Here is a 21,943-nt window from a genome sequence, read left to right as displayed (position 1 = left end):
CCGATGACGTTATCGCTCGAAGCGGAGGCGGCGCGCCTGCGCCTGCCTCCGGGCTTCCAGGTCAAGGCCTTCGACTCCGTCGGCAGCACGAACGACGAGGCGAAGGCCTTGTCGCGTTCAGGGGCGCCGGAAGGCACCATCGTCTGGGCGCGCCGGCAGGAGAGCGGCCGCGGCCGCCGCGGCCGGGCCTGGACCTCTCCCGAAGGCAATCTTTACAGCACGACCATCCTGCGGCCGGGCCTGCCGCCGGCTGAAGCCGCCCAGGTTTCCTTTGTCGCCGCACTGGCCATCGCTGCGACTGCCGAGTCGGTGCTGCCCGATCCCGGCGGCGTGCGCTGCAAATGGCCGAACGACGTGCTGGTGCATGACCGCAAGCTGTCCGGCATCCTCCTCGAGTCGGAGCCGGCGGCCGACGGCAACGTCGCCTGGGTGGTGCTGGGCGTCGGCATCAACCTGCGGCATTTTCCCGCGACCGCCGACTATGGCGCCACCTCCCTGATCGCCGAGGGCGCTCCGCCGATGGGGCCGGGGGCGCTGCTGGAGGTCTATGCCGAGCAACTGGAGCGCTGGTACGGCCTTTGGCGCGCCCATGGCTTCGCCCCCGTGCGGGATGCATGGTTGGCGCGGGCCAAGGGCTTGGGCGGCCCGATCCTGGTCAGGCTGGCCGATCGGACGATCCCCGGCACCTTCGCCGATCTGGACAGCGACGGCGTTCTGTTGCTTGATCCAACGGACGGCGGCCCGCGCCAGCGGATCGCCGCCGGCGACATTTTCTTCGCGCCGCCTCCGGAACGCTGAGTTCGCCAGCCGAGTTCAAACGCCCACCGCCTTCAGGACCTTGCCATGCTGCTCGCCATCGACGCCGGAAACACGAACGTGGTGTTCGCCATCTATGACGGCGATCGACAGCGCGGCATCTGGCGCACGGCGACCGACCCCAAGCGCACCTCCGACGAATACATGGTGTGGCTGACCCACCTGATGGCGCTGAAGGGGCTGAAGCCGGTCGACATTCATGGCGCGATCATCGCCAGCGTGGTGCCCGGTGCCACCTTCAACCTGAAGCGGCTGTGCAAGGACCATTTCGGCTGCGAGCCGGTGATCGTCGGCCAACCCGGCGTCGATCTCGGTGCAAAGGCACTGGTCGACCGGCCCGAGGAGGTCGGGGCCGATCGTCTGGTCAACACGGTGGCGGCCGCCGCGACCTACAAGACCCCGCTGATCGTCATTGACTTCGGCACCGCGACGACCTTCGACGTGGTGGATGCCGACGGCAATTACCGTGGCGGCGTCATCGCGCCCGGGCTGAACCTGTCGCTGGAGGCGCTGCAGATGGCGGCGTCCAAGTTGCCGCGGGTGGAGATCCAGCCGCCGGCCGAGGTGATCGGCAGGAACACCATCGCCTGCATGCAGTCCGGCATCTTCTGGGGGTATGTCGGTCTGATCGAAGGGCTGGTCTCCCGCATCCGGGCGGAGTACGGCGAACCGATGCGGGTGGTCGCCACCGGGGGATTGGCTGTTCTTTTCGCCAAGGCTACCCATGTCATCGAACACACCGACAATGAGCTGACGCTCCGCGGTCTCCTCCTGATCCACAAGCGCAACACGGTCCAATGACACAATCCTCCAAGACCGCCGCCGGAATGTCCGAAGCCCCGGCGGACACCTTCGTTCCGGAGGATGGCGCACTGTATTTCCTCCCGCTCGGCGGTTCCGGCGAGATCGGGATGAACCTCAACCTTTACGGCCATCAGGGCAAATGGTTGATGGTGGATCTCGGCATCTCCTTCGCCGACGACACCATGCCCGGGCTCGACGTCATCATGCCCGATCCGGCCTTCATCGCCGAGCGGCGCAACGATCTGGTCGGTCTTGTGCTGACCCACGCGCATGAAGACCATCTGGGCGCCGTCCAGTATCTGTGGCCGGAACTGCGCTGCCCCGTCTATTGCACCCCCTTCACCGCAGCCTTCCTGCGCGCCAAGCTGCATGAGAAGGGCTTGAGCAGCACGGTGCCGATCCACGAGATCCCGCTGGGCGGCACGATCGAAGTCGGTCCCTTTTCCGTCGAATACGTCACCATGACGCATTCGATTCCGGAGCCGAATGCTCTCGCCATCCGCACGTCGGCCGGTACGGTCCTGCACACCGGCGACTGGAAGCTCGACCCCGATCCGCTGGTCGGCGAGACGGCGGACGAGGAGCGGCTGCGCGCCATCGGCGACGAGGGGGTTCTGGCGCTGGTCGGCGACAGCACCAACGCGTTGGTTCCCGGCGCCGCCGGGTCGGAGGCGACGGTCCGGGCCGCCCTGATGGAGCTGTTCGGCCGCTACCGCGACCGGCGCATCGCCGTCAGCTGCTTCGCCACCAACGTGGCGCGGCTGGAAAGCATCGCCGCCGCCGCAGCAGCGCACGACCGCCATGTGGCGCTGGTCGGTCGCTCCTTGTGGCGCATCAACGAGGCGGCGCGGGCCACCGGCTATCTTGCCGACGTGCCGAAATTCCTGTCTGAGCATGACGCCAGCTATCTGCCGCGCGAGAAGCTGGTGCTGATCTGCACCGGCAGCCAGGGGGAACCGCGTTCGGCCCTTGCCCGCATCGCCGCCAACGACCATCCGCAGGTGACGCTATCGCGCGGCGACGTGGTGATCTTCTCGTCCCGCGAGATTCCCGGCAACGAGCGCGCCATCGGCCGCATGCAGAACCAGCTGGTCGCCCAGGGCGTCGAGATGGTGACGGCCGACGAGGTGCCGGTCCATGTCTCAGGCCACCCGGCGCGCGACGAGCTGGTCCGCATGTACCAGTGGGTGCGCCCGCGCATCGCCGTGCCGGTCCATGGTGAACAGCGCCACCAGCAGGCCCACGCAGCCCTGGCGGAGGATTGCCAGGTGGCCCACAGCATCGTTCCGGCCAATGGCGAGGTCATCCGGCTCGATGGGCCGGAGGGTGCGCGGGTGGTAGCCCATGTGCGGGCCGGCCGCATGGCGGTGGACGGCAAACGTCTGGTGCCGCTCGACACCGGCATGATGCGGGCGCGCAACCGAATGGTGAACAACGGCGCCGCCGTGGTGACGTTGGTGATGACCGCGACCGGTGAACTGCTGACCGCGCCGCAGGTAGCGGTGATGGGGCTGATCGACGAGGCAACCGACCGCGACCTGCTGCTGGACGTGGTGGACGCCGTGCGCGAGTCGGTGGCGATGCTGCCCAGATCGGCGCGCGCCGACGACGCCCAGGTGAAGGAGGCTGCGCGGATCGCAGTGCGCCGCTGCTTCAATGCGTCCCACGGCAAGAAGCCGGTGACGGAGGTCCATCTGGTCCGCGTCTGAGGGAATTCAGCTATAACAGGCTTATCAGAGCCCGCCAACGGGCCAAGGACAGCCAGCGAGAGGATACGCATGATCGGGAAGCTCAACCACGTCGCCATCGTCGTTCCGGACCTTCCGGCGGCGACGGCGCTCTACCGCGATACGCTGGGTGCGGCGGTGTCGCAACCGGTCGATCTGCCGCCGCATGGCGTCACCGTCGTTTTCGTCACCCTACCCAACACCAAGATCGAACTGCTTCACCCGTTCGGGGAAAAGTCGCCGATCGCCGGCTTCCTCGAAAAGAACCCGTCCGGCGGCATCCACCACATTTGCTACGAGGTCGACGACATCCTCGCCGCCCGCGACCGGCTGAAGGCGCAGGGCGCCCGCGTGCTGGGCGACGGCGAACCGAAGATCGGCGCCCACGACAAGCCCGTGCTGTTCCTGCATCCGAAGGATTTCTGCGGGACGCTGGTGGAACTGGAACAGGCCTGATCCGGTCCTGATCGACCGAAGTGGGGAGGGGGCGATGGACAATTGGGTGACTGGGGCCTTCGTCTACATCGTCGTGTGGTGGGTGGTGCTTTTCGCGGTGCTACCCTGGGGCGTTCGGACGCCGGAGACACCGGAACCCGGCATGGCCTCCTCCGCGCCGGTCGAACCGCGCATCCTGCGCAAGTTCGTCATCACCTCACTGGTTTCGCTGCTGGTGTGGCTGGTGATTTTCGGCGTCGAACGCTCCGGCATCATCTCCTTCCGGGATATGGCACGGGATATGTTCTGAAGAACCAGAGGAGAGGGCGTGTGAGCCTGACCTATTGCGCCGCCGCGCCCGGCCATTCCCATCACGGTCCCTATCACGATGGCGAATACGGCTTTCCCAGCAGCGACGACCGGGTGCTGTTCGAGCGTCTGGTGCTGGAGATCAACCAGGCCGGCCTGTCCTGGCTGACCATACTCAAGAAGCGTGACGCCTTCCGTGCCGCGTTCGACGGCTTCGATATCGACCGGGTCGCCGCCTATGGCGAGGCGGAGCGGGCGCGGCTGCTGGCCGACGCCGGGATCATCCGCAACCGCCTCAAGGTCGATGCTGTGATCGAAAATGCCCGTCGCATCATCGCGCTGCGGGAAAGCTTTGGCTCCTTCGACGGCTGGCTGCGTGCCCATCACCCGTTGGCCAAGGCGGAGTGGGTGAAGCTTTTCGGCCGTACCTTCCGTTTCACTGGTGGCGAGATCGTCGGCGAATTCCTGATGAGCCTGGGCTATCTGCCGGGTGCCCATCAGGTTGATTGCCCGATCCAGGCGGCTGTGCTGGCGCAAAGTCCACCCTGGAAAGCCGCTGTCGACGGTGGCTATCGCGGATATCAGCTCATCGAATAGGCAAAACCCCGCTCGAAACTGCGGCATCCGCTGAAGTATTGGGCAAAAATGCAAGAATTTTGTGCAAGAGGTGGTTCTGCCTCTGTTTTGGGCTTGCCATCGTTCCGGCTCGGGTCCACTCTTTTGTGGTGACGAGGGGGGATATTCCTCCCTTTCCGACGCCTGGTGGCGATTCCTCCCTAAACTCGACAGGCCGCGCCGCTTCTGCCGCGCGGCCTTTCTTTATCCGTCAGAGTTCAGCGTGCCTGCGAGCGGGATGGGCAGGGGGTGGGCCAGATGCCAGACTGGTGCGTAAGGCGGACAGGAAATTTCCGTCGATGCTCCAGAAAACGTTAACGGTTTACTTGGTAGCGTTGCTTGGCTTAGCTCCCTAATCGGGGTTTTCCCCAATCGGGGCGATCAGCCGGGCATTCAGATCGCCACCGGGGGCCAAGCCGTCCGGGGGCTTTCCGCTTTGCCCGCTTATCCAGCTGGACCTTTGCCCGCTTCCGCGGGCGGCAGGAAAGGGACGACAGTCGAGACGCCGATGGCCGCGAATGAAAACGAACGCTTCAATCAGTTCGCGGCGGTTGTGGCGGCCGAACTGTTGGAGCGCACCAAGAAAAGCATGGAGCTGCTGGCGCCTGAGCAACAGCCATGCTCGATGCTGCCCTTTATCCAGACCCCGTCCTTTGTCGAATTCTATCAGGAACTGGTTCGCGTCGGCATCCTGCCGGTGGTGCTCAGCCGCCGTCCGGTGCGCGCCATCGTCGGTGACGTCGATTGGGCGCGTGAAGGACGGGAATATCTGCTGACCGTTCTGGATGACCGGTCGAACGCCATCTTCACCGCCTGGGAATATGCCTGGGACTCGCTGTGGGACGAACGGAAGGTCGGGCAGGATGGCGGCAACGGCGGACAGTCCAAACCGAAGAAAGGGTTCTTCAGTGCCTTGTTCGGCCGGCGCCGCGAGGAGAAGGCAGGGGGGAGCGGTGGCGAGGGGGTGGAAGGCGGCGTGATGGCCGGCCTGCACACCATGCTGACCGAACTGGCGGAAAAGCGCGGCTTCCTGCCGCTGTTCCATGACGATGTCCGCATCCTGAAGGCTTTGCCGCGCCTGAAGCCGGGCCGCGTGGCGCAGGCGTGGAAGGAAATCACGCAGTATCATCACCAGGAATTCTACCTGCCTGAACCGGAACAGGCGAAGCCGGGCGTGACCTCCGATTGTCTTCAGAAATGGCATTACAATCTGCCGGACAAGATCGGCGAGTTCCTGGTGCTGAAGGCCGCGGTCGACCTGGAGCACGTCAACAAGCCATTCATCGGCAAATACATCCGCCAGTCGGCGCGGACCCAGGAGGAGGCGGAAAAAGGAATGCCCTACCTGTCGCTTTACTGGAAGGCCATGCGCAACCCGGCCCCGGTGGCCGAACGGCACACGCTGTGAGCATGCGCAGTGTCCTGTGCGCCGGTGTGACGGTGCTGGCTCTTTCCGTCGCGATGGCGGCGCCCGTCCCGGCCCAATCCCAGTCTCGATCCCAGCCGCCGCTGCCGGGACCGATCCCGCTGGCCCCCGACACTGGCCGCGACCGGCCGGTGGTCGATCTGTCGCTGTGCCAGCGGCTTACCCGCCACGTACCGGCCGCCGACGTTGAATACCGGCCGGGTGTGGATGTGAATGGCCGCGCGGTCGCTCCGGCCGATCTGCCGGGCAGTGCCGGCGCGCAGCCGCCGATTCCCATCGACCTGCCGCTGTCGATCGATCTCGCCCGGCGCATGGGGGTGGCTCTGCCGTCGGTGCCCTTTCTGCCCAACGACGTCACCGCGGTCTGGCTCAGCGTCGTCGGCGACCGGCTCTATCTGAACGGTCAGCCGATCGATCCGGGGGCCGAGGAACGCCTCTACGCCTATTGCCGCACCCGCTGACGAGAGGGGCGGACGGCAGGCCCGGCGGGGGGCTTACAGTGGACAAGTGCGGGCGACCTTCCTAAAGTCGCTCACCCGCCGTCGTGTCCGCTCTTTCCTCGCGAAGCAGCGGGTGCCTCGGCCTTGTCGAACACCTCGCACACGAGAGCAGAGCCATGCGGCTGTCCAGCTTCTTCATGCCGACCCTCAAGGAGACCCCGACCGAGGCGCAGATCGTCTCGCACCGCCTGATGCTGCGGGCCGGGATGATCCGCCAGACCAGCGCCGGCATCTATGCCTGGCTGCCGCTGGGCTATCGGGTTCTGCGCAAGATCGAGCAGATCGTCCGCGAGGAGCAGGACGCCGCCGGCGCGCAGGAACTGCTGATGCCGACCATCCAGTCGGCCGATCTGTGGCGCGAGAGCGGCCGCTATGACGATTACGGCAAGGAGATGCTGCGCATCACGGACCGCCACGACCGCGAAATGCTGTTCGGCCCGACGAACGAGGAGATGATCACCGACATCTTCCGGTCCTTCGTCAAGAGCTACCGACAGTTGCCGCTTAATCTCTACCACATCCAGTGGAAGTTCCGTGACGAGATCCGCCCGCGCTTCGGCGTGATGCGCGGCCGCGAATTCCTGATGAAGGACGCCTATTCGTTCGACATCGACCCGGCCGGTGCCCGCCGCTCCTACCAGAAGATGTTCCTGGCCTACCTGCGCACCTTCGCCCGCATCGGGCTGAAGGCGATCCCGATGCGTGCCGACACCGGCCCGATCGGCGGCGACCTGAGCCACGAGTTCATCATCCTGGCCGAGACCGGCGAGAGCGGTGTCTTCTGCCACAAGGACTGGATGAACCTGGATGTGCTGAAGGACGCCCCCGGCATGGAGGACGACCTGCAGCCCTTCTTCGACCGCATCACCTCCATCTATGCGGCGACGGACGAGAAGCACGACCCGGCGAACAGCCCGGTTCCGGACGCCGATCTGGTATCGGCCCGCGGCATCGAGGTCGGCCACATCTTCAACTTCGGCACCAAATACTCCAAGCCGATGAACGCCGTGGTCGCCGGCCCGAACGGCGAGTCGATCCCGGTTGAGATGGGCAGCTACGGCATCGGCGTGTCGCGCCTGATGGGGGCGATCATCGAGGCCAGCCATGACGACAACGGCATCATCTGGCCCGACGCCGTGGCTCCCTTCAACGTCGGCCTGATCAACCTGAAGTCCGGCGATGCCGAGACCGACCGTGTCTGCGCCGAGCTATACGCCAAGCTCGAATCGGCCGGCCTGGAAGTCGCCTATGACGATCGCGACGAGCGCCCCGGCGCCAAGTTCGCCGATATGGACCTGATCGGCGTTCCCTGGCAGCTGGTCGTCGGCCCGCGCGGTCTGAAGAACGGCGTCGTCGAACTGAAGCGCCGCGCCACCGGCGAGAAGGAAGAGCTGCCGGTCGAGGCGGCGCTGGCGAAGCTGCTGGGCTGATCGGCCTAGCCCGAAAAGGAAGCCCGGATCGCCGAAGCTGGCGATCCGGGCTTTGCCCTTTTCCCGCCACGCCCACGTTCTTATGTAGGGCTTCGGTTCCGCCCATCCATCGGGCCGCCCCGTCACAGGACCTTCCCCACAGGATCCCAGCCGCATGATCTTCAACGCCTTCGAACGCATGGTCGCGATGCGTTACCTTCGGGCGCGCCGCCAGGAAGGCTTCATCTCGGTCATCGCGGGCTTCTCGCTGCTGGGCATCGCGCTCGGCGTGGCGACGCTCATCATCGTGATGGCGGTGATGAACGGCTTCCGGGCGGAGTTGCTGGGCCGGGTGCTCGGTCTCAACGGCCACCTCAACGTCTACAGCTCGCGCGGCGGGCCGCTGCCGGACTTCGACATCCTGGCCGGCAAGCTGCGCAACACGCCGGGCGTGGTCAACGTCACCCCGACGGTGGAGGGGCAGGCGCTGGTGTCGGTGCGCGGCGCGGCGTCCGGTGCCGTCATCCGCGGCGTGCGGGCGGAAGACTTCAAGGTGCGCCCGACGCTCGCCAGCAACATCGTCCGCGGTTCGGTCGACGAATTCGGCGAGGACCGTGTCGCCATCGGTGTGCGCATGGCCCAGCGGCTTGGCCTGTCGGTCGGCGACCAGATCACGCTGATCGCCCCCCAGGGCAACGTCACCGCCTTCGGCACGGTGCCGCGGATGCGCAGCTATCCCATCGGCGCGATCTTCGACGTCGGCATGTTCGAATACGACAACAGCTTCATCTTCCTGCCGCTGGAGGAGGCGCAGGCCTTCTTCCGCACCGGGGACGCGGTCACCTCGCTGGAGGTGTTCGTCAGCGATCCCATGCAGATCGGAGCCGCACGCGCCGCCGTCCAGTCGGCGGTGGCGGGCGAGGGCCGGGTGGTCGATTGGCAGCAGTCCAACGCCAGCTTCTTTACGGCGCTCCAGGTTGAACGCAACGTGATGTTCCTGATCCTGTCTCTGATCATCATGGTCGCGGCGTTCAACATCATTTCCAGCCTGATCATGCTGGTGAAGGACAAGGGGCGCGACATCGCGATCCTGCGCACCATGGGCGCGACGCGCGGCATGATCATGCGCATCTTCTTCCTGTCCGGCGCCAGCGTCGGCGTGACGGGGACACTGCTGGGGTTGGCGCTCGGCGTGTCCTTCGCGCTGAACATCGAGAGCATCCGTCAGGTCATCCAGGGGCTGACCGGAACCAACCTGTTCAACGCCGAGATCTATTTCCTGTCCCACCTGCCGGCCAAGATCGACTGGAGCGAGGTGGTGCAGGTGACGCTGATGGCGCTGGGCCTGTCCTTCGCCGCCACCATCTACCCGTCCTGGCGCGCCGCCCGGCTCGACCCGGTGGAGGCCCTGCGCTATGAGTGATGCGATCATGCAGCCGATGCTGGAACTGAAGGGGATCGTCCGCCGCTTCGAGCAGGCGGGCGAGACGCTGGAGGTGCTGCGCGGTGTCGATCTGACCGTCGGCGCCGGCGAACTGGTGGCGCTGGTCGGTCCGTCGGGGGCCGGCAAATCGACGCTGCTGCACATTGCCGGCCTGCTGGAACGCCCCACCGGCGGCACGGTGCGCATCGCCGGCACCGACGTCTCCAACCTGGACGACGGCAAGCGGACCGAGGTGCGCCGCCGCTCCATCGGCTTCGTCTACCAGTTCCATCATCTTCTGCCGGAATTTTCGGCGCGAGAGAACATCGTCCTGCCGCAGATGATCGCCGGGGTGTCGAAGTCGGTCGCCCGCCAGCGGGCTGACGAGCTTCTGCGCATGGTCGGGCTGGAGCAGCGCGGCACCCACCGCCCGGCCCGCCTGTCCGGCGGCGAGCAGCAGCGAGTCGCCATCGCCCGCGCTCTGGCCAACGCCCCGTCGCTGCTGATCGCCGACGAGCCGACCGGCAACCTCGACCCCCACACGGCAGAGCATGTCTTCGCCATGCTGTCGGCCATCGTCCGTCAGGCCAAGGTCGGCGCCCTGGTGGCGACCCACAATCTTGACCTCGCCCGCCGCATGGACCGGGTGCTGGAGATGCGCGACGGCCATCTGGTCGAATACCAGCCGTCCGAGCTCGTTCCGCTGAGCGAAGCCGTTCCGGAAGCGTCATAGGCCGAAAGCGGAGCCTCCCCCCGGTTGCCAAGCCGGCGCCGTGCCCCCACTCTCCTTGCGCGACCGCACCGGCTGAGCTGCGGCATCAGGCAAAACAGGGGGCAACGGGGATGGATCAGCGGATTATCGACCTCTATGACGAATACACCCATGCGCCGCTGCCGCGCCGGGTCTTCCTGGAACGGCTGGCGGCGCTGGCCGGCAGTGCGGCAGCCATTCCCGCTATTCTGGCGGCGATCGAACCGAACTATGCCCGCGCCGCCGTGGTTGCCGAAGATGACAGCCGTCTGGCGGCCGAGAAGGTTTCTTTCCAAGGGGCAACCGGCGATGTTTCGGGCTATCTCGCCCGGCCGAAACTGGCCGACAAGGCGCCGGCGGTGGTGGTCATCCACGAGAACCGCGGCCTGAACGCCTATGTCGAGGACGTCACCCGCCGCCTTGCCACCGAAGGCTTCGTCGCGCTGGCGCCCGACCTGCTGTCGCCGCTGGGCGGCACGCCGCAGGACGCCGACAAGGCCCGCGACATGATCGGCCAGCTCGACGCCGACAAGACGGTCAACAATCTGATCGCGGCCATGAGCTATCTGATGGCCTACCGCTATTCCTCGGCCAAGGTCGGGACTGTCGGTTTCTGCTGGGGCGGCGGTATGGTCAACCGGTTGGCGATTAAGGCGCCCGACCTGAAGGCCGGCGTTGCCTTCTACGGACCGATTCCCGACCCGGCGCTGGTCACCACGGTCAAGTCGCCGCTGCTGCTGCATTATGCCGGGCTGGACCAGCGCATCAACGCGGGCATTCCCGCTTATGACGAGGCGCTGAAGAAGGCCGGTGTGGAACACCAGATCTACGTCTATGACGGCGTCAACCACGCCTTCCACAACGACACTTCGGCCGAGCGCTACAACAAGGACGCCGCCGATCTCGCCTGGAAGCGGACGGTGGAGTTCCTGAAGGCGAAACTGGCCTGACATATCCCTCTCCTCTCTGGGAGAGGGCCTCAGCCCAGAACCTCCGCCGTGTCCACGACCGTCGCATACTCGCCGTCCATGTTGGCAAGCGACAGGTCGTGGACCTCGTTCGCCGTGCGCAGCCGGCCCGAGCGGTCGAGCCTGGCGAAGGTGAAGCAGGCGTCGGCGACCAGACGCACGTCGTAGCCGAGGTTGCCGGCCATCCGCACAGTGGCCTCGACGCTGTTGTTGGTGATGACGCCGGCCACCACCAGCGTGGCGATGCCGCGGCCGCGCAGCCATTCGTCGAGCCCGGTGCCGATAAAGGCACTGTTCACCCGCTTGCCGAACACGGTTTCTCCGGGCAACGGCATCGCCTCCGCCTTGAAGGCATGGCTAGGGCCGCCGGGCCGGTAGGTGGAGTCCGGCTCCACAGAATCATGGCGGATGTGGACAACCGGTCGTCCTTCCCGTCGCCAGGCGGCCAGCAATGCGGCGACGTTGGCCTCCGCCTGCGGATTGTTGCGCGGGCCGATCCGGCTCCAGTATGGATCGTCGACGGCCTTTTGCAGGTCGACGATCAGCAATGCGGCGTTGGGGGGCAAGGTTTCCATACCTGCGATCCTGCCGCGATTGTCCATCGCGTGACAAGTCCGCCGGTTTCTGGCTCTAATCCGGCGCTTCACCCCTGTTTCCCCGTTCCAGCGCTCGTCCGGAGGCGTCGTGCTCGCATCCCCCCTGTCATTGCTCGCCGTCGCTGTCGGCGGTGCCACCGGTTCGGTGGCGCGTTACCTGCTGCTGATGGTGATCGCGCAGTCCGTCGGCACCCGCTTTCCGGTGGGGACGATCATCGTCAACATCATCGGCTGCACGGTAATGGGGGTGCTGTCGGAACTGTCGGCGCTGACATGGTCGCCGTCGCCGGAACTGCGGGCCTTCCTTCTGGTCGGCATCCTGGGCGGCTTCACCACCTTCTCCTCCTTCACGCTGGACATCGGCGTCCTCGTCGCCCGTGACGAGATCGCCGCGGCGGCGGGCTACTTCCTCGCCTCGACGCTGTTCAGCGTGGTGGGCTTCTTTGCCGGCCTGTGGGCCGTGCGTTCTCTTGTTTCGGTGTCCCTCTGATGACTGACTCTCCCGATACCGCCGACAACGCTTCGACCGAAGCCAAGGGCGACAGCAAGGTTGAAACCCGCATCGTGACGGCCGACGAGGCCGACATGCGGCTCGACCGCTGGTTCAAACGGCATTTCCCCGACGTGAACCACAGCTACCTGCAGAAGCTGCTGCGCACCGGTCAGGTCCGCATCGACGGCAAGCGGGCGGAGACGTCGTCGCGGCTGGCGGCGGGGCAGGGCGTGCGCATCCCGCCGCTGGCCGCCTGGGCCGCCCCGGTCAAGGGGCCGAACCAGGGACCGGGCAAGCCCAAGGGCATGTCGGACAAGCAGATCGCAGAGCTGCAGGCGCTGGTGCTCTACCGCGACGCCGACGTGATCGCCATCAACAAGCCGGCCGGTCTGGCGGTGCAGGGCGGCACCGGCACCTCCAAGCATCTCGACGCCATGCTGGACGCCCTGCGCTTCGACGGCAAGGAACGGCCGAAGCTGGTCCACCGGCTGGACAAGGACACCTCGGGCGTCCTGCTGCTGGCCCGCACCACATTCGCCGCGAGCAAGCTGACCGAGCTGTTCCGCGGCAGTGCCGTGCGGAAGATCTATTGGGCAGTCACCGTCGGCGTGCCGACGCCCTACCAGGGCAAGATCGATCTGGCGCTGGCGAAGGAAGGCGGCCCGCATGGCGAGCGGGTGGCGGAGAACAAGGAAGAGGGTAAGCGCGCCGTCACCGTCTATTCGGTGCAGGAGAATGTCGGCAAGCAGGCGGCCTTCGTCGCCATGTGGCCGCTGACCGGCCGCACCCACCAGCTGCGGGTCCACATGGCCGCCGTCGGAACGCCGATCCTGGGCGACGGCAAATATGCCGGGCAGGGCGCCTTCCTGGCCGGGGCGGAGGTGGCGAAGAAGCTGCACCTGCATGCCCGCCGGCTGATCCTGCCCCACCCGCGCGGCGGCAAGACCATCGACGTGACGGCGCCGTTGCCCGACCACATGCAGGCGACCTGGAAGTATTTCGGCTTCAGCCCCAACCTGCGCGACGACCCGTTCGAGGATTTCGAGTGATGGGGCCTGAAGGGAAATCGCCGCTGCGACTGGCTCTGTTCGACTGTGACGGCACGCTGGTCGACAGCCAGTTCGCCATCATCGACGCCATGACGCAGGCCTGGGCCGAACATGGGCTGGGCGAACCCGACCCGGCGGATGTCCGCCGCATGGTCGGGCTGTCGCTGGTCGAGGCGGTGGTCCTTCTGCTGCCGCAGCGCGATGCGGAACTGCATGTCTCGGTGGCGGAGAGCTACAAGCGCGCCTTCTCCGGCGCCCGCAGCCGGGGCGAGGTGGACGAGCCGCTGTTCCCCGGCATCCTCGACACGCTGGAGGCGCTGGAGGCGGCGGGGGTGCTGCTGGGGGTCGCCACCGGCAAGTCGCGGCGCGGGCTGGACGCGGTGTTGAAGGGCCATGGGCTGACCGGCCGCTTCGTCACCTTGCAGACCGCCGACGTCGGTCCTGGCAAGCCGAACCCGCACATGGTGCAGCGGGCGCTGGCCGAGACCGGCGCGGAAGAGGCGGCAACGGTTGTGATCGGCGACACCACCTACGACATTCAGATGGCCCGCAACGCGCGGGTGCGATCGGTGGGCGTCTCCTGGGGCTATCATGCGGTGCCGGAGCTGGAGAGGGCCGGGGCCGACCGCATCGTACACCGCGGGCGCGATGTCGCCACTGCGGTGCTGGAGCTTTTGGAAGGGTAAGCGATGAAGCGTTTCTACAAGGCGGCGGGTGTCGGCGAGGCCGAGGGCGGCTTCCGGGTCGAGCTGGACGGCCGTCCGGTGCGCAGCCCGGCCAAGGCGCCACTGGTCTTTCCCAGCCGGCCGCTGGCCCAGGGCGTGGCGGATGAATGGGATGCACAGGGTGACCAGATCGATGCCCATTCCATGCCGCTGATGCAGCTGTCGAGCACCGCCGTCGACCTGATCCCGGCCAAGCGGCCGGACATCGTGCATGCCATCAGCGCCTATGCCGGCACCGATCTGCTGTGCTACCGCGCCGAGCATCCCCAGCCGCTGGTGGAGCGGCAGGCCCAGGTCTGGCAGCCGTTGCTGGATTGGGCGGCGCTGACCTATGACGCACCGCTGCATGTCTGCGCCGGCCTGATGCCGAAGCCGCAGCCCGAGGAGGCGCTGGCCGCCCTGCGCCGGGTCGTGGAGCGCACGGACGACTGGACTCTGTCGGCGCTCCAGACCGCCACCGGGGTCTGCGGGTCGATCATCGTCGCGCTGGCTCTGCTGGAGGGCCGCTTGAGTGCCGAAGAGGCGTTCGAGGTCTCGCAGCTGGACGAGACCTACCAGATCGAGCAATGGGGCGAAGACGCCGAGGCCACGAAGCGCCGCGCGAACGTGCGCGCGGAGATCGTGGCCTGCCGGCGGTTCGTGGATTTGCTGCGGGGATGATGGGCGGGGGCGTCATGCCCCCACCTCAAGCTGTAAAGAACGTTACTTCACCGTGCTGCTGCCGGTGGTCGGGGCGGCGCCAGGGGCGACCGTTTCCTTCTCCGCTGGCTTCCGGTTCTTGTTCAGCGACGTCATCGTGTCGTCGTACTTGAAGTCCGGCATCGCCTTGACGTCGTCGCGGCTCATGCCGGCGAGGTTCAGGCGGTTGTTCTGCGAATCCCAGTTGGCGGCGCTGTAATCGACCGCGACCTGCTTCTCGCCGATGCCGAGGAAGCCGCCGGAGCTGATCACCAGCTGCTTGGCCTGGCCGTTGGCGTCGAGGATCACGTCGTCGACCTCGCCGATCTTGTTGTTGTCGCGGCCGTAGACGTTCTTGCCGATCAGCTCGTCGGCGCTGGCGAGCTGGCCTCCCGTCGGACCGGACTTGGTCATGCCGCTGCTGGTGGCGCTGTCCGGCGACGCGGTGTTCGACATGCTGGAGGTCGACGAGGACGGGTTGCCCACGGTCGGCGACGAGGTCTGCGCGACGGCGGCGCCGGTCATCAGAGCCAGCGAGGCGGCGGTGACGATCAGGGTGCGACGCATGGGGTGGCTCCTTTTGCGTTGTGTCTGAAGACATCAGAACAACAGGAGCGCAGCCAGTTTGATCTCTCCTTCCGGGAATTCTTTCGGTGAGGGACTAACCCTTCGTGGTATGGTCCCACTCGGGTTCGCGTGGCGTCAGGGCTGCCGACCCTGCCTGGAAGGTCAGCCCGGACTCGGTCGCGTGTTGGACATCCTCCAGCCGCAGCAGGGCGAGCGCCGCGCCATCGCGGCCACTGCGGATTTCGCCGGCGTCCTTGCCGTCCAGCGTCACCGGGGTGCCGGCCTCCGGCGCAGTGCCGTCGAAGGTGACCGGGAACAGCTTCTTCTTGATGAGGGCGCGGTACTTGGTGCGGGCGGTCAGCTCCTGCCCCATATAGCAGCCTTTGTCCCAGGATATGGCGTTCAGCGCGTCCATCCGGCTTTCCAGCGGGATCGACTTCTCCGGGATCAGGTCCAGCGTGCCGTCGGGCACGCCGAGTGACAGGCGCAGACGGTCATAGTCCGCCACTTCACGCTGCGTTAACCCGGACGACACCAGCGCCGATATCCCGTCAATCGGCAGGAACAGGCGGGCGCCCAGCGCCGGCAGCCGAGGGTCGGTGAAGGCGACGCCCCCCCCGAAGGGCCGCGCCGCGCCCGGTTCGGCCGGCAGCCCCAGCGCTTCCAATGCGCCGACGCCGAAGGCGACGGCCACGCGCAGCTGCTCCGCCCGGTCCTCCAGGGTGATTTTGGAGCGCAGCTTGTACATCTTCAGCCGGCGCAGCAGGTCGGCGCGGCGGTCCGTCTCCGGGTCGAGCAGCAGGGCGGCGTCCTCTCCGCTGCCCGACTCGACAAGCGTGAAGTCATGCAGGAACTTCCCCTGAGGGGTCAGGAACAGGGCATAGGCGGCATGGTCTTGCGTGACCCGCAGCACGTCGTTGGACACCAGCCCTTGCAGGAAGGCCTTGCGGTCCTCGCCCGACACCGCCACCACGCTCCGCTGGCCAAGCACTGCATAACCCGCCGACATCTCGAACCTCCCTTTCACGCTATTGCCTAAAGTGTTGGACCGAACGGTCCGGCTGGCAAGGGTTTGCCGCATGGCGGAAGGCTGGGTTGTCGACAGCGACTGTGGCATGATGACCAAAGCGGCAGATGCATCACCGTTGGGCAGAGGATCGGCTGTTGACGGCCGGTGGTGCCGCCGGATTACTCTGTTGGTAGCGGTGGCACGGCTTTGGCAATGCCATACAGGTTTGACCTTTTCCCGGATTCCTCCTCCTTGCCTTCGCACGCCGAGACCTTTCCCCCGGACGCTCCGCCGCCCCGTTTGGAGCTGCGCGGCATCACCAAGCGATTCCCCGGCTGTCTCGCCAACGACCATGTCGATCTCGTCCTGCAACCGGGCGAGATCCATGCGCTGCTGGGGGAGAACGGAGCCGGCAAGTCCACCCTGGTCAAGATGATCTATGGGGTGCTGCACCCCGATTCCGGCAGCATGCTGTGGCAGGGTGCGGAGACGACCGTGCCCGACCCGGCCGGCGCGCGCCGCCTCGGCATCGGCATGGTGTTCCAGCATTTCTCGCTGTTCGACACGCTGACGGTGACGGAGAACATCGCGCTCGGTCTCGACAATGCCGGGCCGATGGACCAGCTCGCCGGCCGCATCCGCGAGGTGTCCGAGCGTTATGGGCTGGCGCTTGACCCCGGCCGCCACGTCTTCCATCTGTCGGTGGGCGAGCGGCAGCGGGTGGAGATCGTGCGCTGCCTGTTGCAGGACCCCAAGCTGCTCATCATGGACGAGCCGACCTCCGTCCTGACGCCGCAGGAGGCGAGCAAGCTGTTCGAGACGCTGCGCGTTTTGGCGGCGGAGGGTTGCACGATCCTCTACATCTCGCACAAGCTGGAGGAAATCCGCGCGCTGTGCAGCCGCGCCACCGTGCTGCGCGCCGGCAAGGTGGTGGGCGCCACCGACCCACGGCAGGAGACGGCGCGCAGCCTTGCCGAGATGATGATGGGGGCGGAGCTCTCCACCCCCGAACGGCCGCCGCAGCGTGCCGCCGGTGCGGCGCGCCTGACGGTGCGGCATTTGTCCACCACCTCCGACAACCCCTTCGCCACCAACCTGAAGGACGTCAACTTCGAGGTGCGGGCCGGGGAAATCCTCGGCATCGCCGGTGTCGCCGGCAACGGACAGGCGGAACTGATGGCGGCGCTCAGCGGCGAGGTGCTGCTTGCCGACGCCGACGCCGTGGTGATCGAGGGCACGTCGGCCGGGCATCTGGGGCCACGGGCCCGCCGTGCGCTCGGCCTCGCCTTCGTGCCGGAGGAGCGGCTGGGTCGCGGCGCGGTGCCGGAACTCAGCCTGTCGGAGAATGCGCTGCTGTCGGGCTATGCCCGCGAGCCGCTGGTGCGCGGCGGCATGGTCCATTTCGCCCGCGCCCGCGCCTATGCCGAGACGATCATCCGCGGCTTCAACGTCGTCGCCCACGGCCACCGGGCGGAAGCGCGGTCGCTGTCGGGCGGCAACCTTCAGAAATTCATCATCGGCCGCGAAATCCTGCAAAGGCCCAAGCTTCTGGTGGTCGGCCAGCCGACCTGGGGCGTCGATGCCGGCGCCGCCGCGGCGATCCACAAGGCGCTGATCGAACTGGCCCGCTCGGGCGCCGCGGTGCTGGTCATCAGCCAGGATCTGGACGAGCTGTTCGTGCTGAGCGACCGGATCTCCGTGCTGTTCCACGGTCGCCTGTCCGACAGCCGGCCGACGCACGAGACGAGTGTGGAACGCATCGGCCTGCTGATGGGCGGCCTGTTCGGCACGCCGCCGGACGAAGACGGGGAGATCACGCGTGCGGTCTGATGGGTACGTGAACGCCGGAGACGCCGCATGAGCTTCATCCGTCTGGAACCGCGCGGGCAGGCGTCGAAGGCCATGGTCTATGCCACGCCGCTGCTGGCGGTGGCGCTGACCCTGCTCAGCGGCTTCGTCCTGTTCATGGCGATGGGTTTCGATCCGCTGAAGGCGCTCTATTCCTTCTTCGTCGCGCCGTTGACCTCGGTGCGTGGGCTGGGCGAACTGGTGGTGAAGGCGACTCCGCTGGTGCTGTGCGCCGTGGGTCTCGCCATCGGCTTCCGCGCCAATGTCTGGAACATCGGTGCCGAAGGGCAGCTGACCTTGGGCGCCATCACCGGCGGCGGGCTGGCGCTGGCCTTCTATGGCGAGGGCGGCTGGTGGCTGCTGCCGCTGATGGTGATCGGCGGAGCGATCGGCGGGGCGGTGTGGGCGGCGGTGCCGGCCTATCTGCGGCTGCGCTTCAATGCCAGCGAGATCCTGACCAGCCTGATGCTGAACTATGTGGCGCTTCTACTGCTGAACTATCTGGTCCATGGCCCCTACCGCGATCCCGACGGCTTCGCCTTCCCCGAATCGCGGCTGTTCGAGGCCGATGCAACGCTGCCGATCCTGTGGGCAGGCACCCGCGTCCATCTCGGCGCGCTGTTCGCTTTGCTGGCGGTGGCGGGCGGCTGGCTGCTGATCGCGCGGACCTTCATCGGCTTCCAGATCAAGGTGATCGGCCTGACCCCGGCCGCCGCCGGTTATGCCGGCTTCGACCAGAAGCGTATCGTCTGGCTGACCCTGCTGCTGTCGGGTGCCCTGGCCGGCATCGCCGGCATGGGCGAGGTCGCCGGCCCCATCGGCCAGATCACCGCCAGCATTTCGCCCGGCTACGGCTATACCGCCATCATCGTCGCCTTCCTGGGCCGGTTGCACCCGGTCGGCATCCTGCTGGCGGCCTTGCTGATGGCGCTGTCCTTCATCGGCGGCGAGGCGGCGCAGATCGCCATGGGGCTGCCCAAGGCCATCACCGGAGTGTTCCAGGGCATGCTTCTGTTCTTCCTGCTGGCGAGCGACGTGTTGATCCGCTACCGGGTCCGCTTCGGTGCGCGGAGGGCGGCGGCATGAGCGACCTTGCCCTGATCGGCCCGATCCTGGCCGCCATGTTCGCCGCGGCGACTCCGCTGCTGTTCGCAGCGCTGGGCGAATTGGTGGTGGAGAAGTCGGGCGTCCTCAACCTGGGTGTCGAGGGCATGATGCTGGTCGGTGCCGTCTGTGGCTTCGCCGTGACGATCCAGACCGGCAGTGCGGTTACCGGCTTCATCGTCGCGGCAGTGGCCGGCGCCGCCACCGCGTCGCTGTTCGCCGTGCTGACCCTGTTCCTGCTGGCCAACCAGGTGGCGACCGGCCTTGCGCTGACCCTGTTCGGGGTCGGGCTGTCGGCGCTGATCGGCCAGGGCTTCGTCGGCATCCCGCTGGAAGGCCTGCCGAAGCTGAACATCCCCGGCCTGACCGACCTGCCGGTGGTGGGGCAGGCGCTGTTCGGCCAGGACATCATGGTCTATCTGGCGGTGGCGGCGGTGCCGCTGGTCCATCTGTTCCTCTACCGCACCCGCGCCGGCCTCGTCCTGCGCGCGGTGGGGGAGAACCACACGGCCGCCCATGCGCTGGGCTACAAGGTCCTGCGCATCCGCTTCCTCGCCGTACTGTTCGGCGGCGCCATGGCCGGGCTGGGCGGAGCCTTCCTGTCGATGGACTACACGCCGATGTGGGCGGAGAACATGACGTCGGGCCGCGGCTGGATCGCGCTGGCGCTGGTGGTGTTCGCCACCTGGAAGCCGGTCCGCGCCATGCTGGGCGCGTGGTTGTTCGGTGGCGTCACCATCCTTCAGCTGCATGTCCAGGGGCTGGGCATCGACGTGCCGTCGCAGCTCTTGTCGATGCTGCCGTATCTGGCTACCGTTCTCGTCCTGGTGCTGATTTCGCGGGACGTCGCCCGCATCCGCCTGAACGCGCCGGCCTGTCTGGGAAAACTGTTTCATCCCGATGCTTGACGCGTCGTTTTGAAAACGAAACAAAGCCCATATCTCACGACATCAAGAACAAGGAGCGTCGACGTGAACAGAAGGACGATGGGCAAGACGGTGCTGGGTCTGGCCGGTGCCGCGATCGCGCTGAGCGTTGGCATGGGCGCGGGCATGGTCTCCGCCTTCGCGCAGGAGAAGCTGAAGGTCGGCTTCGTCTATGTCGGCCCGGTCAGCGACCACGGCTACAGCTATCAGCACGACCAGGGCCGTCTGGCCGTCGAGAAGGCGCTGGGCGACAAGGTCACCACCACCTTCGTCGAGAATGTGCCGGAAGGCGCCGACGCCGAGCGCGTGATCGAGCAGCTGGCCGCCAGCGGCCACAAGCTGATCTTCACCACCTCCTTCGGCTTCATGAACCCGACGCTGAAGGTGGCCAAGCGCCATCCCGACGTGAAGTTCGAGCATGCCACCGGCTACAAGCGCGCCGAGAACGTCGCGACCTATTCCGGCCGCTTCTATGAGGGCCGCACGGTGGTGGGCGCCATCGCCGGCAAGATGACCAAGTCGAACATCATCGGCTACATCGGCTCCTACCCGATTCCCGAGGTGGTCGGCGGCATCAACGCCTTCACCATCGCGCTGCGCGAGCAGAATCCGAAGGCCGAGGTCCGCGTGGTCTGGGTCAACAGCTGGTACGACCCCGGCAAGGAAGCCGAGGCGGCCAAGGCGCTGATCGACCAGGGTGCCGACGTCATCGTCCAGCACACCGACAGCCCGGCCCCGATCCAGACCGCGCAGGAGCGTGGCCTGTGGTCGGTCGGCCAGTCGTCCGACATGACCCGCTTCGGTCCGAAGTCGCACCTGACCGCGATCGTCGAGGATTGGAACGGCTACTATGTCGACCGCGTCAAGGCGGTTCTGGACGGCAGCTGGAAGCCGATCGACACCTGGGGCGGCATCAGCACCGGCATGGTCGAGCTGGCTCCCTACAACCCGGCCATCCCGGCCGACGTGGTGAAGATGGCCGACCAGATCAAGGCGGACATCGTGTCGGGCAAGCGCCATTCCTTCCAGGGCCCGGTCAAGGACCAGTCCGGCAAGGTCGTGATCCCTGAAGGCAAGACCGCCACCGACGAGCAGATCCTGAAGATGGACTGGTACGTCGAAGGCGTGCAGGGCAAGGTTCCGAAGTAAGCAGCGTACGGCGCTTTCGGCCGGGGTGATAATCTCCGGTCGGAAGCGCCGTCCCGCCTTACAGATATTCGCCCAGCAGCCGCAGGAACGGACGCGCTTCCTGCAGGACCAGAATGGTCTGGTGGAACAGATCCTCGGGCGAGGCGTGGTGTTCCAGCCGGATTTCCGAGAACAGGATGATCTTCTGTCCGCCCTGCACGATGAAGCGGACATGCGGCAGCCCTTCGATCCCGCGCAGGACCGCCAGAAGGGCGCGGCGGCGCTCGGGAGCCTGTGCCGTGTAGGGCACGTGGCCGACATCGGCCCAGATCTGGCAGATCGAGCCGCCGCCATTCTCCGGCCCGTCGTGCCGGACGGCAACGTTGAAGGGCAGGCCGTCGGCCATGAAGGTCAGCTTGCAGGGGCGCGGCGGCTTGGCGATGCCGAGTACGCCTTCCGGCGTCACTTCGATCGAGCCGGGATTGATCGGCAGGGCACCGTCCGGCACTTCGGCCAGCGATTGAATGGTCTTCAGATCGGGAACGGACAAGGCGGTACGCTCGGCTTCTGGGGCGACGGAGAGGACAGCATGGGCTCCGGCCGCTAAAATTCTGTAAAGGCTTGCAACGCACGGCTA

The 21,943-nt window shown here is 66.7% G+C and carries 24 protein-coding genes; 20 read left to right on the top strand and 4 right to left on the bottom strand.

Annotation, left to right across the window (positions count from 1 at the left end; translation table 11 throughout):
- The first annotated feature begins 3 nt into the window (after positions 1-3).
- The 12 genes from E6C72_RS00620 to E6C72_RS00565 all read left to right on the top strand — a co-directional run bounded on the left by E6C72_RS00620 (position 4) and on the right by E6C72_RS00565 (position 11,165).
- On the top strand, positions 4-798 hold the full coding sequence (locus E6C72_RS00620) for a biotin--[acetyl-CoA-carboxylase] ligase (RefSeq protein WP_109086294.1): 795 nt from the start codon (positions 4-6) through the stop codon (positions 796-798).
- Between the two features lie 45 nt (positions 799-843).
- The gene (locus tag E6C72_RS00615) at positions 844-1,617 is read left to right on the top strand and encodes a type III pantothenate kinase (protein WP_109086265.1); all 774 of its coding nucleotides are present in this window, start codon (positions 844-846) and stop codon (positions 1,615-1,617) included.
- 26 nt (positions 1,618-1,643) lie between these two features.
- Positions 1,644-3,329, top strand: coding sequence for a ribonuclease J (locus tag E6C72_RS00610; RefSeq protein ID WP_109086264.1), 1,686 nt, complete (start codon positions 1,644-1,646; stop codon positions 3,327-3,329).
- Positions 3,330-3,398: 69 nt separating this feature from the next.
- Complete coding sequence (gene mce, locus E6C72_RS00605) at positions 3,399-3,803, top strand: methylmalonyl-CoA epimerase (RefSeq protein ID WP_109086263.1); 405 nt, start codon at positions 3,399-3,401, stop codon at positions 3,801-3,803.
- A 34-nt stretch (positions 3,804-3,837) separates the two neighbouring features.
- Positions 3,838-4,092, top strand: a complete 255-nt coding sequence (locus E6C72_RS00600; RefSeq protein WP_109086262.1) for a DUF1467 family protein — start codon at positions 3,838-3,840, stop codon at positions 4,090-4,092.
- 20 nt (positions 4,093-4,112) lie between these two features.
- Positions 4,113-4,688 carry a DNA-3-methyladenine glycosylase I gene (locus tag E6C72_RS00595; RefSeq protein ID WP_109086261.1) on the top strand — a complete coding sequence of 192 codons (576 nt, stop codon included), beginning with the start codon at positions 4,113-4,115 and terminating at the stop codon, positions 4,686-4,688.
- Between the two features lie 526 nt (positions 4,689-5,214).
- The gene (locus E6C72_RS00590) at positions 5,215-6,114 is read left to right on the top strand and encodes a hypothetical protein (protein WP_109086260.1); all 900 of its coding nucleotides are present in this window, start codon (positions 5,215-5,217) and stop codon (positions 6,112-6,114) included.
- A 2-nt stretch (positions 6,115-6,116) separates the two neighbouring features.
- Positions 6,117-6,593: a hypothetical protein gene (locus E6C72_RS00585; protein WP_247875758.1), complete on the top strand. Its 477-nt coding sequence runs from the start codon at positions 6,117-6,119 to the stop codon at positions 6,591-6,593.
- A 155-nt stretch (positions 6,594-6,748) separates the two neighbouring features.
- Positions 6,749-8,062, top strand: a complete 1,314-nt coding sequence (proS, locus tag E6C72_RS00580; RefSeq protein ID WP_109086258.1) for a proline--tRNA ligase — start codon at positions 6,749-6,751, stop codon at positions 8,060-8,062.
- Between the two features lie 154 nt (positions 8,063-8,216).
- The gene (locus tag E6C72_RS00575; RefSeq protein ID WP_109086257.1) at positions 8,217-9,464 is read left to right on the top strand and encodes a lipoprotein-releasing ABC transporter permease subunit; all 1,248 of its coding nucleotides are present in this window, start codon (positions 8,217-8,219) and stop codon (positions 9,462-9,464) included.
- A complete protein-coding gene (locus E6C72_RS00570; protein WP_109086256.1) occupies positions 9,457-10,197 on the top strand; it encodes an ABC transporter ATP-binding protein in 741 nt (246 codons plus the stop codon). The genes E6C72_RS00575 and E6C72_RS00570 overlap by 8 nt, the downstream gene beginning before the upstream one ends.
- A 110-nt stretch (positions 10,198-10,307) precedes the next feature.
- A complete protein-coding gene (locus tag E6C72_RS00565; protein WP_109086255.1) occupies positions 10,308-11,165 on the top strand; it encodes a dienelactone hydrolase family protein in 858 nt (285 codons plus the stop codon).
- A 29-nt stretch (positions 11,166-11,194) separates the two neighbouring features.
- On the opposite strand, the gene E6C72_RS00560 is transcribed toward E6C72_RS00565, so the two are convergent.
- Complete coding sequence (locus E6C72_RS00560) at positions 11,195-11,758, bottom strand: cysteine hydrolase family protein (protein WP_109086254.1); 564 nt, start codon at positions 11,756-11,758, stop codon at positions 11,195-11,197.
- Positions 11,759-11,867: 109 nt separating this feature from the next.
- Here E6C72_RS00560 and crcB point away from each other — a divergent pair, with 109 nt between their 5' ends.
- From crcB to E6C72_RS00540, 4 genes are read left to right on the top strand one after another with little or no spacing between them, the layout of a single operon-like run.
- Positions 11,868-12,269, top strand: a complete 402-nt coding sequence (gene crcB, locus E6C72_RS00555) for a fluoride efflux transporter CrcB (protein ID WP_109086253.1) — start codon at positions 11,868-11,870, stop codon at positions 12,267-12,269.
- Positions 12,269-13,321 (top strand): RluA family pseudouridine synthase, encoded by a 1,053-nt coding sequence (locus E6C72_RS00550; protein WP_109086252.1) that lies wholly within the window; start codon positions 12,269-12,271, stop codon positions 13,319-13,321. The genes crcB and E6C72_RS00550 overlap by 1 nt, the downstream gene beginning before the upstream one ends.
- A complete protein-coding gene (locus tag E6C72_RS00545) occupies positions 13,321-14,007 on the top strand; it encodes an HAD-IA family hydrolase (protein WP_109086251.1) in 687 nt (228 codons plus the stop codon). The genes E6C72_RS00550 and E6C72_RS00545 overlap by 1 nt, the downstream gene beginning before the upstream one ends.
- A gap of 3 nt (positions 14,008-14,010) precedes the next feature.
- Entirely contained in the window at positions 14,011-14,706 is a 696-nt protein-coding gene (locus E6C72_RS00540) for an ATP12 family chaperone protein (RefSeq protein ID WP_109086250.1), read from the top strand.
- A gap of 42 nt (positions 14,707-14,748) precedes the next feature.
- Here the strand turns inward: E6C72_RS00540 and E6C72_RS00535 are convergent, their stop codons facing one another.
- Positions 14,749-15,291: a PRC-barrel domain-containing protein gene (locus E6C72_RS00535; RefSeq protein WP_109086249.1), complete on the bottom strand. Its 543-nt coding sequence runs from the start codon at positions 15,289-15,291 to the stop codon at positions 14,749-14,751.
- A gap of 94 nt (positions 15,292-15,385) precedes the next feature.
- On the bottom strand, positions 15,386-16,300 hold the full coding sequence (locus E6C72_RS00530) for a folate-binding protein YgfZ (protein ID WP_109086248.1): 915 nt from the start codon (positions 16,298-16,300) through the stop codon (positions 15,386-15,388).
- A gap of 252 nt (positions 16,301-16,552) precedes the next feature.
- Here E6C72_RS00530 and E6C72_RS00525 point away from each other — a divergent pair, with 252 nt between their 5' ends.
- The 4 genes from E6C72_RS00525 to E6C72_RS00510 all read left to right on the top strand — a co-directional run bounded on the left by E6C72_RS00525 (position 16,553) and on the right by E6C72_RS00510 (position 21,327).
- Positions 16,553-18,130, top strand: a complete 1,578-nt coding sequence (locus E6C72_RS00525) for an ABC transporter ATP-binding protein (protein WP_109086247.1) — start codon at positions 16,553-16,555, stop codon at positions 18,128-18,130.
- Between the two features lie 27 nt (positions 18,131-18,157).
- Positions 18,158-19,234 carry an ABC transporter permease gene (locus tag E6C72_RS00520; protein ID WP_109086246.1) on the top strand — a complete coding sequence of 359 codons (1,077 nt, stop codon included), beginning with the start codon at positions 18,158-18,160 and terminating at the stop codon, positions 19,232-19,234.
- A complete protein-coding gene (locus E6C72_RS00515; RefSeq protein ID WP_109086245.1) occupies positions 19,231-20,160 on the top strand; it encodes an ABC transporter permease in 930 nt (309 codons plus the stop codon). Before E6C72_RS00520 ends, E6C72_RS00515 begins: the two co-directional genes overlap by 4 nt.
- Positions 20,161-20,238: 78 nt before the next feature.
- Positions 20,239-21,327 (top strand): BMP family ABC transporter substrate-binding protein, encoded by a 1,089-nt coding sequence (locus E6C72_RS00510; protein ID WP_109086244.1) that lies wholly within the window; start codon positions 20,239-20,241, stop codon positions 21,325-21,327.
- A gap of 58 nt (positions 21,328-21,385) precedes the next feature.
- Here E6C72_RS00510 and E6C72_RS00505 read toward each other — a convergent pair whose 3' ends face one another.
- Positions 21,386-21,856 (bottom strand): hypothetical protein, encoded by a 471-nt coding sequence (locus E6C72_RS00505; protein ID WP_109086243.1) that lies wholly within the window; start codon positions 21,854-21,856, stop codon positions 21,386-21,388.
- Positions 21,857-21,943 lie beyond the last annotated feature (87 nt).

This window comes from Azospirillum sp. TSH100, from assembly GCF_004923295.1.
In the GTDB taxonomy this organism is placed as follows: Bacteria; Pseudomonadota; Alphaproteobacteria; order Azospirillales; family Azospirillaceae; genus Azospirillum.
Note: the sequence above shows the minus strand (reverse complement) of the source record. Positions and strands in the feature narration are given on the sequence as shown.